Source organism: Streptomyces bacillaris (assembly GCF_003268675.1).
Taxonomy (GTDB): Bacteria; Actinomycetota; Actinomycetes; order Streptomycetales; family Streptomycetaceae; genus Streptomyces; species Streptomyces bacillaris.
The window spans coordinates 5,191,327-5,204,544 of sequence record NZ_CP029378.1; the positions used below are offsets into that span (position 1 = coordinate 5,191,327).

General features: G+C 71.8%; 13 protein-coding genes and 2 tRNA genes. 8 read left to right on the forward strand and 7 right to left on the reverse strand.

The genetic code is table 11. The features are described 5' to 3' along the window. The first annotated feature begins 64 nt into the window (after positions 1–64). The 4 genes from DJ476_RS22610 to DJ476_RS22625 all read left to right on the forward strand — a co-directional run bounded on the left by DJ476_RS22610 (position 65) and on the right by DJ476_RS22625 (position 3,587). Positions 65–871 carry an HAD-IIA family hydrolase gene (locus DJ476_RS22610; protein WP_103418224.1) on the forward strand — a complete coding sequence of 269 codons (807 nt, stop codon included), beginning with the start codon at positions 65–67 and terminating at the stop codon, positions 869–871. A gap of 121 nt (positions 872–992) precedes the next feature. Continuing rightward, a complete protein-coding gene (locus DJ476_RS22615) occupies positions 993–1,559 on the forward strand; it encodes a hypothetical protein (protein ID WP_103418225.1) in 567 nt (188 codons plus the stop codon). A gap of 1 nt (position 1,560) precedes the next feature. Continuing rightward, the gene (locus tag DJ476_RS22620; RefSeq protein WP_103418226.1) at positions 1,561–2,223 is read left to right on the forward strand and encodes a class F sortase; all 663 of its coding nucleotides are present in this window, start codon (positions 1,561–1,563) and stop codon (positions 2,221–2,223) included. A 347-nt stretch (positions 2,224–2,570) separates the two neighbouring features. After that, positions 2,571–3,587 (forward strand): glycoside hydrolase family 6 protein, encoded by a 1,017-nt coding sequence (locus tag DJ476_RS22625; protein WP_112491394.1) that lies wholly within the window; start codon positions 2,571–2,573, stop codon positions 3,585–3,587. Between the two features lie 231 nt (positions 3,588–3,818). On the opposite strand, the gene DJ476_RS22630 is transcribed toward DJ476_RS22625, so the two are convergent. Next, positions 3,819–3,892: transfer RNA gene (locus DJ476_RS22630), tRNA-Lys, on the reverse strand. A gap of 192 nt (positions 3,893–4,084) precedes the next feature. Between DJ476_RS22630 and DJ476_RS22635 the strand changes: the two genes are divergently transcribed. From DJ476_RS22635 to DJ476_RS22645, 4 genes are all read left to right on the forward strand, one after another. Continuing rightward, positions 4,085–5,377: a peptidoglycan-binding protein gene (locus DJ476_RS22635; protein ID WP_112491395.1), complete on the forward strand. Its 1,293-nt coding sequence runs from the start codon at positions 4,085–4,087 to the stop codon at positions 5,375–5,377. 114 nt (positions 5,378–5,491) lie between these two features. After that, positions 5,492–7,228, forward strand: coding sequence for a hypothetical protein (locus DJ476_RS22640; protein WP_318294768.1), 1,737 nt, complete (start codon positions 5,492–5,494; stop codon positions 7,226–7,228). Further along, positions 7,222–7,866 (forward strand): SPFH domain-containing protein, encoded by a 645-nt coding sequence (locus DJ476_RS35720; protein ID WP_318294896.1) that lies wholly within the window; start codon positions 7,222–7,224, stop codon positions 7,864–7,866. The genes DJ476_RS22640 and DJ476_RS35720 overlap by 7 nt, the downstream gene beginning before the upstream one ends. Before the next feature lie 225 nt (positions 7,867–8,091). Then, positions 8,092–8,682, forward strand: coding sequence for a lytic polysaccharide monooxygenase auxiliary activity family 9 protein (locus tag DJ476_RS22645; RefSeq protein WP_070201337.1), 591 nt, complete (start codon positions 8,092–8,094; stop codon positions 8,680–8,682). Positions 8,683–8,861: 179 nt separating this feature from the next. On the opposite strand, the gene DJ476_RS22650 is transcribed toward DJ476_RS22645, so the two are convergent. The 6 genes from DJ476_RS22650 to ehuB all read right to left on the reverse strand — a co-directional run bounded on the left by DJ476_RS22650 (position 8,862) and on the right by ehuB (position 13,089). Beyond that, positions 8,862–8,935, reverse strand: a tRNA-Lys gene (locus DJ476_RS22650). 98 nt (positions 8,936–9,033) lie between these two features. Next, entirely contained in the window at positions 9,034–9,792 is a 759-nt protein-coding gene (locus DJ476_RS22655) for an IclR family transcriptional regulator (protein ID WP_103418230.1), read from the reverse strand. Between the two features lie 167 nt (positions 9,793–9,959). Further along, the gene (ehuA, locus tag DJ476_RS22660) at positions 9,960–10,805 is read right to left on the reverse strand and encodes an ectoine/hydroxyectoine ABC transporter ATP-binding protein EhuA (protein WP_112491396.1); all 846 of its coding nucleotides are present in this window, start codon (positions 10,803–10,805) and stop codon (positions 9,960–9,962) included. Then, positions 10,795–11,436, reverse strand: coding sequence for an ectoine/hydroxyectoine ABC transporter permease subunit EhuD (ehuD, locus tag DJ476_RS22665; RefSeq protein WP_070201334.1), 642 nt, complete (start codon positions 11,434–11,436; stop codon positions 10,795–10,797). The genes ehuA and ehuD overlap by 11 nt, the downstream gene beginning before the upstream one ends. Then, the gene (gene ehuC / locus DJ476_RS22670) at positions 11,433–12,164 is read right to left on the reverse strand and encodes an ectoine/hydroxyectoine ABC transporter permease subunit EhuC (RefSeq protein WP_103418231.1); all 732 of its coding nucleotides are present in this window, start codon (positions 12,162–12,164) and stop codon (positions 11,433–11,435) included. Before ehuC ends, ehuD begins: the two co-directional genes overlap by 4 nt. 22 nt (positions 12,165–12,186) lie before the next feature. Further along, positions 12,187–13,089 (reverse strand): ectoine/hydroxyectoine ABC transporter substrate-binding protein EhuB, encoded by a 903-nt coding sequence (ehuB, locus tag DJ476_RS22675; RefSeq protein WP_103418232.1) that lies wholly within the window; start codon positions 13,087–13,089, stop codon positions 12,187–12,189. Positions 13,090–13,218: the final 129 nt, after the last annotated feature.

Consider the following 13,218-nt stretch of genomic DNA (forward strand, 5'->3'; position numbering starts at 1 on the left):
GGTGCCGGGACGGCGTGGTCCGGGCACCCCCAGCACGCAGCACGCATGGCAGGAGTCCCCGCACATGGCAGATCGCAAGCCGATCACTTCCTGGCTCACCGACATGGACGGCGTCCTCATCCACGAGGGCACCCCGATCCCCGGCGCCGACGCCTTCATCAAGCGGCTGCGGGATTCCGGGCTCCCCTTCCTCGTCCTCACCAACAACTCCATCTACACCGCGCGCGACCTGCACGCCCGGCTCAACCGCATGGGCCTGGACGTGCCCGTCGAGAACATCTGGACCTCCGCCCTCGCCACCGCCCAGTTCCTGGACGACCAGCGCCCCGGCGGCACGGCGTACGTCATCGGCGAGGCCGGGCTCACCACCGCGCTGCACGACATCGGGTACGTCCTCACCGACCACGCCCCGGACTACGTGGTGCTCGGCGAGACCCGTACGTACAGCTTCGAGGCGCTCACCAAGGCGATCCGGCTCATCAACGGCGGCGCCCGCTTCATCTGCACCAACCCCGACGAGACCGGGCCGTCCGCCGAGGGCCCGCTGCCCGCCACCGGTTCGGTCGCCGCGCTGATCACCAAGGCGACCGGCAAGGAGCCGTACTTCGCGGGCAAGCCCAACCCGCTGATGATGCGGACCGGGCTCAACGCGATCGGCGCCCACTCCGAGACCAGCGCCATGATCGGTGACCGGATGGACACCGACGTGCTGGCCGGGCTGGAGGCGGGGATGCAGACGTTCCTGGTCCTCACCGGCCTCACGGGCACCGCGGACATCGACCGCTACCCGTTCCGGCCGTCCCACGTCGTCGACTCCATCGCGAACTTGGTGGACCTCATCGACCTGCCGGACCAGGCCGACCGGCCGTAACCGGCCACACCGCGCCTCACCTGCGGGAACCGCATCCGCAACCCTCCCTCCGTCGCCCGAATGGAGGACTGCGGATGCGGGCCGCCGGGCCAGGCGTGAACCTTCCCCTAGGAGGTTCACGATGCGTTCAGCGCCCATCACGTTCTGTGCCGCAGCGGCGGCCGCGCTCATAGCCCTGCCGATACCCGCCGCCCAGGCATCCCCGGCCGCCCGTGCCGGTGACGACGACCGCAGGGGCTCCACCCTCTCGGTCACCCCGTCCACGATCGCCCCCGGCGGGCAGGTGGAACTCTGGACCGACGCCTGCGGCAAGGGCCGGTCGGCCAAGGGCAACTCCGACGCCTTCGCCTCGGTCGCCCACTTCCGCCCGGCCGACGACAAGGGAATCTACGCCGAGGCCACCATCCGCTCCGATGCCGGACCCGGCACCTACGACGTCTGGGTGACGTGCGAGAACGGCAAGGGCAAGGCCACCGGCACCCTCACCGTCATCCACCACACCCGCCCCTCGCCCGTCGCCCCCGTCAAGGCCGGCGGCGGAGGCACCGCCACCCTCGCCGAGCGGGGAGCCGAGTCCGAGGGCCCCGGCGTCCGGCACGCGGTGATCGGTCTCGTCCTCGCCTCCGTCGCCTCCGTGGCCGTTGCCCTGCGCACCTCGCGCCGCCGCCGCGCCGCGGCCACGGACTGACATGTCCGCCCCCGCCCGCCCGGCAGGCACCGGGCGGCTGCTCACCGGAGTGGCCTGGGCCGTGCTCCTGCTCGGTCTCTGGCTCTGGGGACGCGACGCGTCCGGCGGGATGTCCGCGCCGACCACCGGCGATGTCGCCGCCGTCGGCCGCCCGCTCGGCGCCCCGCTGCCCCCGGCGCACGAACCCGTCGAAGGCGTGGCCCCGCGCAGTGTGCAGGTCCCCTCGGTCGGAATCGACGCCCCGGTCGTCCGGCGCGGCCTGGACAAGGACGGGGCCATCGACCCACCGCCGTACGACCTGCCGCAGACGGCCGGCTGGTACGGCAAGGGCACCCGGCCCGGCGCCGAGGGAGCGGCCCTGCTGGTCGGCCACGTCGACACCGAGACCGAGCCCGCCGTCTTCTACGGGCTCAGCACGGTGAAGCCGGGCGAGAAGGTCGAGGTGGTCCGGGACGACGGCAGCGTCGCCGAGTTCACCGTGGACGACGTCCAGGTCGTCACCCGCGAACGCTTCGACGCCGGGAAGGCGTACGGGCCCCGCGTCGCCGGGCGGGCGGAGCTGCGGCTGATCACCTGCGGCGGGACGTACGACACGAAGACCCGCTCGTACAGCGCGAACGTCGTGGTCTCGGCCTACCTCACGGGGACCCGGGACACGGCCTAGGGCCTGTCGTCAAACTGCCGCCTGCCGTGCGACGCCCGGCAGGACACCCGGCCCGGTGAGCACGCCCGTCGCAGGGCTGCTCACCGGGCCGGCCTCGACCGCGTGCACCGGGCCGCGGGAGTTGCCCGGCGCGGTACGGGAGGTCGGTGCGGTACGGGGTCGATCTCTGCCGCCACTGTAGGGGGACGGGTACCCCGGAGGCACCGGTTTCGAACAGGATGTCCGGAACCCGGTGCCTCTGTGTGACCGCGCGGGACGGACCGTTGTGCCAGGATGGCCCGAAAAGAGAGCCCGGCCCGGCAGCAGGCAGTACATACAGGGCAGGGCGGTGCACCCCAGGGGAGCGGATGTACGGCAGTCACACCGGTCTCATCAGGTCGGCCGGTACGGCGGCGGCGGTCTGCGCCGCCCTCCTCCTCACCGGCTGCGCGGGCGGTGACGGCGGCGGCTCCGAGGGCGCCCCGGCCATCGGCCAGCAGCCCGAGGAGAAGGACCCGTACTGGGTGAACCCCCAGGGCAGCGCGGCCCGTCAGGTCGCCGCGTACGAGAAGGACGGCGACCGGGAGAAGGCCGACCTGATCCGGAAGATCGCCGAGCAGCCGATGGGCGAGTGGATCGGCCCCGACGACCCCGAGGGCGAGGTGCGGCGGGTCACCGATGCGGCCGCGCAGGCCGACCGGTACGCGCTGCTCGTCCTCTACAACATCCCGCACCGCGACTGCGGCCAGTTCTCCAGGGGCGGCGCCGCCGACGCGGGCGCCTACCGGGCCTGGGTGGACGGCGTCGCGCGGGGCATCGGGGACCGCCGGGCGACCGTGATCCTGGAGCCGGACGCCCTGCTCCACCTGGTCGACGGCTGCACCCCGCAGGAGCACCACGACGAGCGGTACGCCCTGCTCGGGTCCGCCGTCGAGCGGCTGAAGCGGCAGCCCGCCACCCAGGTCTACATCGACGCGGGCAACGCGGCCTGGCAGTCGCCGGACGCGCTGCACGAGCCGCTGCGGCGGGCGGGCATCGAGAAGGCGGACGGCTTCTCGCTCAACGTCTCCAACTTCCTGACGACGGCCGTCAGTACGGAGTTCGGCCAGAAGCTCTCGGCCAAGGTCGGGGACAAGCCCTTCGTCATCGACACCAGCCGCAACGGCAACGGCCCCTACGAGGGCGGCGACCCGGCCGAGACCTGGTGCAACCCGCCCGGCCGCGCCCTGGGCGAGCCTCCGACCACGGCCACCGGCGACGAGAAGGTCGACGCCTACCTCTGGATCAAGCGCCCCGGCGAGTCCGACGGCGACTGCAAGGGCGGCCCGAAGGCGGGCGACTGGTGGCCGGAGTACGCCCTCGGCCTGGCCCGCGCCACCGAGTAGCGCCCCGGTCACGGAACGGTGGAGGGCCGCACCCGGGGGAACTGATCCGGGCCTTGCCCGTGGCGGGGCGTGAAGACGTGGCGATATGCGCCCCGTAGCCTCCCCCGGGCCGATTCGTGACGCTCCGCACTTCTGATGTCGCTGTGCGTTGGTTGAATGTCGGTTCATCGACCCTGGGGCAGGGAATGATCAAGGCCCCCTCACTTGTGGTGAGGGGGCCTTGATGGTGCGTGCGCCGTCAGGGACTCGAACCCCGGACCCGCTGATTAAGAGTCAGCTGCTCTAACCAACTGAGCTAACGGCGCCTGCTGACCTGGAGAACTCTACCCGACGCCGGAGGGTGCTCCGGACCATTTACCTGCCGCCACGCCACGTCAGATGGTCGTTTTTTCTCATTGGTCCGTCAAAATGCCTTATGTCGGGAGAGTTGAGACGCTCACCTCCGTCGCAGCTGCGCCCAAAGATCTTGACGAGTGACGAGTGCGGAGGGGAATCGCATGACTGTGCCGGTCTTCGAGGAGTACGAACCCGCCATCGACTGCACCTGTGCGGGGTGCGCCGTACAGCGGCGGACCGCCGCCCGGGCCGTCGCCGTTCGGTACGGCGGCCACCCCGCCGCGCACGGCGCCCGCCGCGCCCTCGTCCTGGCCACCGCCGCCGGGGTGGTCCTCTCCTGCGGTGCCACCGGCGCCGCGGCCGCCGCCGGGCCCACCGCGGGGGTGCCCCGGGCCGACGAGGAGCCCGACCCCGTCCCGGCCACCCCGCAGGGCGAGACCGGCCCGCTGAAGGGGGGCGGCGCCTCCGGGCCGCCGTCCGACAACGCTGTCCTGGCGAAGACCACCCGGGCCGAGATCATCAACCGGGCCAAGAAGTGGGTCGCCGCGAAGGTCCCGTACAGCATGGAGAAGTACTGGTCGGACGGGTACCGCCAGGACTGCTCCGGCTATGTCTCGATGGCCTGGAACCTCGGCACCAACGAGTGGACCGGCAGCCTCGCGAACTACGCGACCCGGATCGCCCGCGCCGACCTCCAGCCCGGCGACATGCTCCTCTTCCACAACCCGGCCGACCCCTCCAAGGGCTCCCACGTCACGATCTTCGGCGGCTGGACCGACTACCGGCGCACCCACTACATCGCCTACGAGCAGGCGCGCCCGCAGACGCGGAAGCAGTCCACGCCCATGGCGTACTGGAACAACTCCGACCGCTACATCGCCTACCGCTACAAGGGCCTCAGCGCCGGCAACCCCGGCTCGGGGTCCGGTACGGCCTTCCCCGGCGCCGGCCAGTTCGGTCCCGGCGCGAACAACGCCCATGTCACCCGGCTCGGCGAGATGCTGGTCGAACGCGGCGGCAAGCGGTTCTACGAGATCGGGCCCGGCCCGGTGTGGAGCGCGGCCGACCGGCGGGCCACGCAGGCCTTCCAGCAGGCCCAGGGGTGGAAGGGCGCGGAGGCGGACGGCATCCCCGGCCCGGACACCTGGCGGCTGCTGACCACGGGCACCGGCCGCGACATCCCGCCCGCCGCCACGGGCGGCAGCCCGAACACCTCGGTGGCCTTCCCCGGGCGCGGCTATTTCCAGCCGGGTCAGTCCAACAGCCATGTCGACCGGCTCGGCAGACAGTTGATGAAGAAGGGATACGGCAAGCACTACGTGTCGGGTCCCGACCCCCGCTGGACCGAGGCGGACCGGCGCAACGTCGAGGCGTTCCAGCGCGCCCAGGGCTGGCGCGGCAGCGCGGCCGACGGCTACCCGGGGCCGGAGACCTGGCGCCGACTCTTCGCCTGAGGCCGCGAGGCCATGGCCCCGGACCCGCTGAGGCCCTGGGCCTCCTGGCCCCCGGGCCTTCGAGGCCCGACGGACCCGATGACCCGACGGATGACGGAAAGGAACAGGGAACCGGTGACCCCAGACCAGAACCCCCACCCCCCGACCGACCACGACCGCTTCGCCCCTCGCGGCGAGACCCCGATGCCCCTGGTGGACGGAGTGGCCCTGCACCAGCCCCCCGCATCGACCCCGCCACCCCTGTTCCGCCCGAGGGAGGAGCGGGACGGGGCGGGGGAGGGGACGCCGGTGACGACCCCGGCCCCGGGACCGCTGCTGGACCTGGACCCGGACCTCTGCTCCGATGCGGGGCCGACGGAGGCAGGGGCCTCGGCGACCGACCGGGGCCCGCTCCTGGACCTGGACCTGGGCTCCGACGTGGGGCCGGTGGAGGCAGGGGCCTCGGTGACCGGCCGGGGCCCGCTCCTGGACCTGGACCCGAGACCGATGGGGGAGGGCTCGGGCGCTCCGGCCCCGGTGCTGGACTCGGCCTCAGCTCCGGCTTCGGCCTCGGCCCTGGCTCCGGACTGGGCTCTGGCTCCGGGCTCGGCCCAGGCTCCGACCTCGGCCCCGGACCCGGCTCGAGACCTGGCCCCGGACCCCACCTCGGCTCCGGCCCCGGACCGGGCCCCCGACCGGGCCCCGGACCCGACTCCGACCTCGGTTCCTGACCTGGATCTGTTCGTGGGCCTGGACCCGACGCCGAGCCGGACGGGGGCGGGCGGCGGTCAGGGCCGGTACCTGGGCCCCGGCCCTGACCTCGACGCGCGCCCGGGCAGGGGCTCAAGCCCGGAGCCGGCGGGGCAGGCGGACCCGGGGGCGACGGGCCAGGTGGCCCCGGCCCCTGACCTACGGGTTACGGGCGAGGCAGCCCAGGCCCCGGCCCGCGATTCCGCCCCCGACCCCGACCCGCGCCCGGCCGGAGCCCCGGACGCCCCCCTCGCGCCGGTGAGCCTGGAGCACCCGGGCCGGAGCCTGCACCTGGAGCAGGGGGAGGCGAAGGTCCCGGAGTCGGTGGACCGGCCGCACTTCCGGCCCGGCAGTGGTTCGACGCGTACGGAGGGCCTCGGGCACTTCCCGCCCGTCCGGCGTCCGAGGACGGAACCCTCGGCGGAGTGGACCCCGCTCCCGGCGTACGGGGAAGAGGCAGGGCCCCGCCCGACCCCCGCCCCCGCCGCGCAGACGGACCAGGGCAGGGCCGAGACCGGGACCAGGGCCGAGACCGGGGCCGAGGCCCAGGACACGGACAAGGCCCCCGGCGCCAAGGGCGCCCCCGCCCCCACGCCCTCCCTCTCCGTACCGGCCCCCCAGCCTCCACCCCACCCCCGACGCCACTCGGTCATCGCCGGGGAGACCACCGCGGCCATCCCCGTACACCTGCTCTTCCGCGACGACGACGCCCCCCGGCGTACCGAACCCACCGCCCTCCCCACCACCGTGGCCCGCCAGGCCACGCACACCGCCCCCGCCCCCACCGACCGCACCCCCGCCCCCGCTCCCCGCACCCCCGGGTCGAGCCGCCCACCCGGCCCGCACCCCTGGCCGACCCCCGCCTCGCCGAGCGGCCCGGTCCCGCCCTCTCCGGGTACGCCGCCCTGCTCACCGGAGCCGCCGGGCTCCTCGGCGGCCTGGCGCTCCTGTGGTGGCGGGGTGCCCTGCCCGCCGCCGTGCAGAGCGCCGTGGGGCTGGCCCCCCGCCCGTACGAGGGCATCGGCGCCGGGGTCTGGGCCGGTCTCGCCCTCCTGGTCACCGCCGTCGTGCTCGCCCTCGGCGGCCTCGGCCGGGGCCGGGTCGGCCATGCCTGGGTGCTGACGCTCTTCGGGGACTACCGGGGGACCGTCCGCCGCACCGGCCTCGTCTGGGTCTCGCCGCTCCTGCTGCGCCGCCGCGTCGACGTACGCCTGCGGCACTGGCGCAGCGAACCGCTCCCCGCGGTCGACGCCAACGGCACCGCGCTGCGCGTGGTCGTCCTGGTGGTCTGGCGGATCAAGGACACCGTGCGCGCCGCCCTCGGGATCGAGGACCACGAGGCGTATCTGAGCGCGCAGGTCGAGTCGGCCATGGCCCGGGTCCTCTCCCAACTCCCCGCCGACGCCTTTCACGAGGACGCCCCGACTCTCCGTGACGCGGAGGCGGTTGGAGACGCGCTGACCCGGATGCTGAAGGCGGATTGCGAGCCGGTCGGGGTCGAGGTCTACTCGGCGCAGCCCACCGGCATCGAGTACGCCCCCGAGGTGGCGGCGGCGATGCAGCGGCGGCGGATTGCCGCCATCGACGCCAAGCACCGTGACAGCGTGCTGACTTCGGTGGTGGACGCGGTCGACGACACCGTCAACCGGCTGACCACGCGCGGCATCGTCGAGCTGGACGACTACGAACGTAAAGCGCTGGTCAAGGACTTGACGGTTGCCTTCTACACCGGCCGCAGCGCCGGAGGGGACGGCGCCTGAGCGCACCGCGAGCGGATCGTACGTGGTGGAAGGGGCCCGGAGAGATCACTCCGGGCCCCTTCCGGCGCTCCGGAATTCGATGCTTATTGGTCTGGACATGTTCATGAAGCGTCAATAATCTAAGACTTGGTCTAGACCGCAGTACCCACCCACCACGCACCAAGTGCGCGCAGCATGTCGAGCAGTGCTCAGGAACCTCCCCCACGTTCTAGAGGAGCGACAGCAATGCGGAAAAAGGCAAGCGCAGCCGTGATCGGCCTGGCGATAGCAGGCGTCTCCGTCCTCGCGACCACCAGCGCCAGCAGCCACGGCTACACGGACTCCCCCATCAGCCGCCAGAAACTGTGTGCCAACGGCACGGTCACCGGCTGCGGCAACATCCAGTGGGAGCCGCAGAGCGTCGAGGGGCCCAAGGGCTTCCCGGCCTCGGGTCCCGCCGACGGCAAGATCTGCTCCGGCGGCAACGGGCAGTTCGCCCAGCTCGACGACCCGCGCGGCGGCAACTGGCCCGCCACCCAGGTCACCGGCGGGCAGGGCTACAGCTTCCGCTGGCAGTTCACCGCTCGCCACCGGACGAGCGACTTCCGCTACTACATCACCAAGAACGGCTGGGACTCCACCAAGCCGCTCACCCGGGCCGCGCTCGAATCGCAGCCCTTCATGACCGTGCCCTACGGGAGCCAGCAGCCGCCGGCCACGCTGACCCACCAGGGCACGATCCCCACCCAGAAGACCGGCAAGCACATCATCCTGGCCGTCTGGAACGTCGCGGACACCACCAACGCGTTCTACGCGTGCTCGGACGTCAAGTTCTGAGGCGGGGCAGGTAGCCCGTAGCCCCATACGGCGCACCTGAGAGCACACCTTGCATTTCCGCTGTGGCTCGACACGGCGGCCCTGAGCCGGGGCCGCCGTTGCGGTGGGCGGCTGCTGAACCGGGCCGGAAACAGCACTGTGGGCGGTCTCCGCGAGGGAGACCGCCCACAGGCGTGTCGTGCGCCGTCAGGGACTCGAACCCCGGACCCGCTGATTAAGAGTCAGCTGCTCTAACCAACTGAGCTAACGGCGCCTGCTGACTCGAAAATAATACCTGGTCCGGAGGGGTGCTGATGACACCCCGCCGCTCGCCCCTCCCGAAGCGCCTCCCGGGCCCGGGGGCCCCAGGTCCTACAGTGCCAGCGACAGCAGCACCGGGGCCGCGCGCCGGTTCAGGGTGTCGGCCGCCTCGCGGAGCCGGTGGGCGTCCTCGACCGGGAGCGACAGGGCCAGGCAGCCGGCGGTGGCCCCGGCCGTCAGCGGGACCGCCGCGCAGACGGTGCCCACCGCGTACTCCTGGAGATCCAGCACCGGAACCGTCGCGGGCTGCGCCTCCAGCTTGGCCAGGAGGGCCTTCTCGCTGGTGATCGTCCGCGAGGTGAGCCGGGCGATCCGGTGCCGGGAGAAGTGGTCGCGCCGCCCCGCGTGGTCGAGCTGGCCCAGCAGGCACTTGCCGACCGCGCTGGCGTGCGCGGAGGAGCGGAAGTCCACCCACTCGTTCACCGCCGGGGTGAGCGGCCCGTCGGAGACCTGGACCACGCTGACCTCGCCGTCCACGTACCGGCTGAGGTAGACGGCGGCGCCGACCGAGTCGCGCAGCTGGTCCAGGGCGTGCCGGAGCCGCCCCTCCAGGGCCTGGCGGCGGGCCGCGCCCGAGCCGAGGAGCAGCAGCGAGGCCCCTATGACGTACGCGCCGTCGCTGACCTGCTCGACATACCCCTCGCGGCGCAGCGTCAGCAGCAGGGGAGCGAGGTGGCCGGGCGGCAGGCCCGTCTCGCGGGAGATCTGGGCATCGGTCACACCGTTGCCGTGCCGGGAGACCGACTCCAGCACGCGCAGGGCGTACTGCACCGAGTGGAACGGTGCGGTCGGCTCGGGCTTCAACGCCACGGTGTCCCCCTAAAAGGTTGTGACCGCAAGCTTCGGCCCCACGATAGCCGCCGTGCCCCGGTTTCGGGGTGGCAGTTGACAAGCGAGTAGGTGCGCCCCGGCCCCGTCAACTGGGGCGCATCCGTGCGGCATATGCCAAAGGCATGAGCGGTGGCTCAAGTGCGAGGTCACAGAACCGCGTTGAGAAACTCGCGCGTACGTTCGTGCGACGGGTCGGAGAAGATTTTCTCCGGGGCCCCGGACTCCACGACCCGGCCCGCGTCGAACATCAGCACCTTCTCCGAGACGTCCCGGGCGAAGTTCATCTCGTGGGTCACGCAGAGCATGGTGATGTCGGTGTTGCGGGCGATGTCCCCGAGCAGCTCCAGCACCCCGGCCACCAGCTCCGGGTCGAGCGCGGAGGTCACCTCGTCCAGCAGCAGGATCTCCGGCTCCATCGCCAGCGCCCGCGCGATCGCCACCCGCTGCTGCTGGCCGCCGGAGAGCTGGGAGGGGTGCGCGTCGACCTTGCCGGAGAGCCCCACCAGCTCCAGCAGCTCCCGGGCGCGGGCCTCCGCCTCCTCGCGCTCCTTGCCGAGCACGCTGATCGGCGCCTCGGTGATGTTCTGGAGCACCTTCATGTTGGGGAAGAGGTTGAACTGCTGGAAGACCATCCCGATCTTCTTCCGGGACTCCCGCAGCTGCTTCTCACCGGCCGGCTTCAGCCCGCCGTCCGGGGTGCGGACGTGGGAGAGCGGGGAGCCGTTCACCCAGATCACCCCGTCGCTGACCTTCTCCAGCGTCATCAGCAGCCGCAGGATCGTGGTCTTGCCCGAGCCGCTGGGCCCGATCAGGGTGACGTGCTCGCCGCGCTCGACGGTGAAGTCCAGCTGGTCCAGGACCACATGGTCGCCGTAGCGCTTGACCACCTTGTCGAAGCGGACCAGCGGCCCGTCCGTGCTCCCGGCCGCGGGGACCGCGTCCTCGGGGGCCGGGGCCTCCGTCTTCTTCAGGGGGAGGGGTTCAGTGGCCAAGGCGCTTCTCCAGCTTTCTCATCAGCAGCGACGTGGGGTAGCTCGCGACCAGGAAGATCAGGCCGGCGAGGGTGAAGACCTCGGTGTACGCGAAGTGGTCGGCCCCGTACTTCCGGGCCTCGAAGACCATCTCCTGCACCGTGATCACGGCGAGGAACGGGGTCTCCTTGAACATCGAGATCGCGTAGTTCCCGAGGGCGGGGAGCACATTGCGCACCGCCTGCGGCAGGATCACGGCCTGCCAGGTGCGCCGGGGCGACAGCGACAGCGCGCGGCACGCCTCCCACTGCCCCTTCGGTACGCCGTCGATCCCGGCCCGGTAGACCTCCGAGGTGTACGCGGCGTAGTGCACGCCCAGCACTGCGATCCCGATGTACAGCGGCTCCACCGAGCTGAACAGGGCCGCCGCGCCCACCAGTTGGACCAGCAGCGGGGTGGAGCGGACGAACTCCATGACCGCCCGCACCGGGACCGTCACGAATCTGCTGGGCGCGCGTTGGGCCACCGCGACGGCCAGCCCCAGCACGGCGGCCACCAGGGTGCCGAGCACGGTGGCGAGCAGGGTGATCCTGAATCCGTTCAGCAGGTCGGGCAGGGACTCCCTGACGGCGTTCCAGTCGAAACCGTTCACCGGGCACCTCCCACGGTGGCCGTCGACGTGCTGCGGCTCTTGAAGAGGCTGGTGGCGCCCGTCTCCAGGCCGAGCCGCCGTTTGGCGCTCCGCTCCAGCAGGTTCATCAGCATCGTCAGCGCGTAGGCCAGCACGAAGTAGGCGGCCAGCAGGGTCAGATAGGCGGTGAGGGTCTCACCGGTGCGGTCGCGCAGTGTCTGGATCACCGTCATCAGATCGGCGGCCGAGATCAGCCACAGCAGCGGGGTCGCCTTCAGCAGCTGGATCAGCAGATTGGTGAAGCTCGGGATCATCTGCACCCAGGCCTGCGGCAGGATCACCTTCCACAGCCGCCTGAACGGGCTGAGGTTGAGCGCGATGGCCGCCTCGTACTGCGCGCGCGGTACGGAGTTGACGGCACCGCGCACGACTTCGGCGCCGTACGCACCGAAGTTGAGGCCGAAGGCGACCACTCCGCAGATCACCGGGGTGAGTTCGTAGCCGGTCACCAGCGGCATCGCGTAGTAGAGCCAGAACAGCTGGATGTAGAGGGAGGTGCCCCGGAAGAACTCCACGACCACCCGGGAGACCCCGCGGACCAGGAGCAGCCGGCTGCCCGCGGCCAGCCCGAGCGCGAAGGCCAGCACCAGGGCCAGCAGCGCGCCCAGGGCCGTGGCCTGGAGCGTCACCCACAGCCCGGAGCGGATCTGGGGGAACTCCTCGACGAGAAGGGAGAAGAAGTCACTCATACGTGCGCACCCGCCCGTCCCGTCAGCCCTTGCACAGGTCGGCGGTCTTCAGGTCCTCCGGCGGGATCTCCGACTTTCCGAATCCGTACGGCTCCAGCAGCTGCACATAGCGCGAGCTGTCGGAGACGATCTTCTTCAGCTCGCGGTTGAAGGAGTCCCGCAGATCCTCGTTGCCCTTGCGGAACACCGCGCCGCCGGGGGAGAACTGCGCTTTGCCGTCGACCTGCGGCACGAACGGCTCGGTCACCTCGGTGTCCGGGTTGGTCTTCGCCAGCCAGCGCAGCGAGATCCCGGTGAGCAGGAACGCGTCGACCCGCCCGCCCTTGACCGCGTCGGCCCCGTCCTGCGGCTTCTGCAAGGTCTTGATCTTCTCCTCGGGGATGCCCGCCCCCTTGGCGTAACCGCCCTCCACCGCACCGGACATGACGCCGACGGTGATCCCGGCCTCCTTGGCGGAGGCCAGGTCGGTGATGTTCTTCGGGTTGCCCTTCCGGACCATCAGCGCGGTCGGGGAGATGAACTCCGGCTCGGAGAAGATCGCGTTGCCGCAGCGCTCCGGGGTGATCGCCATCCCCGCGCTGACCACGTCGTACTTCCCCGCCTGGAGCCCCGGGATGAGCCCGTCCCACTCGGAGAGCGTCGGCTTCAGCTCGTCCACGCCCAGGGCCTTGAATATCTCCCGGTGCAGCGTCGGCGCCTCGCCCTTCAGCTCCTTGCCCTCCATGTATCCGTACGGCGCCTCATTGGCGTACGCCACCCGGACGAACCCCTGCTCCCGCAGCTTGTCGAGCGCGCCCGCGCCGGTGGCGGCCCCCGCGTCGGTCTTGCTGCAGGCGGTCAGGAGGCCGGGAACGACCAACAGGCCACCCACGGCCGCCGATCGATTGAGAAAGCCCCGGCGGGAAAGGTGAGGAAAGTCAGCCATGGTTCGCGGTCTCCTGGAGGTCGAACAGTCCGGACAGGGTGAGCGCCTGCCCGATCCCGTGCGTCTATGCAGGAAGCCGGAGCCTGTAACCGAACGGTGGCCGGAAGGAGACCTTCCCGTGGCCTGGTG

What these genes read in the sequence shown, in the direction of transcription:
- DJ476_RS22610 (WP_103418224.1), top strand. Translation starts at nt 65, where the DNA reads ATGGCAGATCGCAAGCCGATCACTTCCTGGCTCACCGACATGGACGGC.
- DJ476_RS22615 (WP_103418225.1), top strand. Translation starts at nt 993, where the DNA reads ATGCGTTCAGCGCCCATCACGTTCTGTGCCGCAGCGGCGGCCGCGCTC.
- DJ476_RS22620 (WP_103418226.1), top strand. Translation starts at nt 1,561, where the DNA reads ATGTCCGCCCCCGCCCGCCCGGCAGGCACCGGGCGGCTGCTCACCGGA.
- DJ476_RS22625 (WP_112491394.1), top strand. Translation starts at nt 2,571, where the DNA reads ATGTACGGCAGTCACACCGGTCTCATCAGGTCGGCCGGTACGGCGGCG.
- DJ476_RS22635 (WP_112491395.1), top strand. Translation starts at nt 4,085, where the DNA reads ATGACTGTGCCGGTCTTCGAGGAGTACGAACCCGCCATCGACTGCACC.
- DJ476_RS22645 (WP_070201337.1), top strand. Translation starts at nt 8,092, where the DNA reads ATGCGGAAAAAGGCAAGCGCAGCCGTGATCGGCCTGGCGATAGCAGGC.
- ehuC (WP_103418231.1), bottom strand. Translation starts at nt 12,164, where the DNA reads ATGAGTGACTTCTTCTCCCTTCTCGTCGAGGAGTTCCCCCAGATCCGC.
- ehuB (WP_103418232.1), bottom strand. Translation starts at nt 13,089, where the DNA reads ATGGCTGACTTTCCTCACCTTTCCCGCCGGGGCTTTCTCAATCGATCG.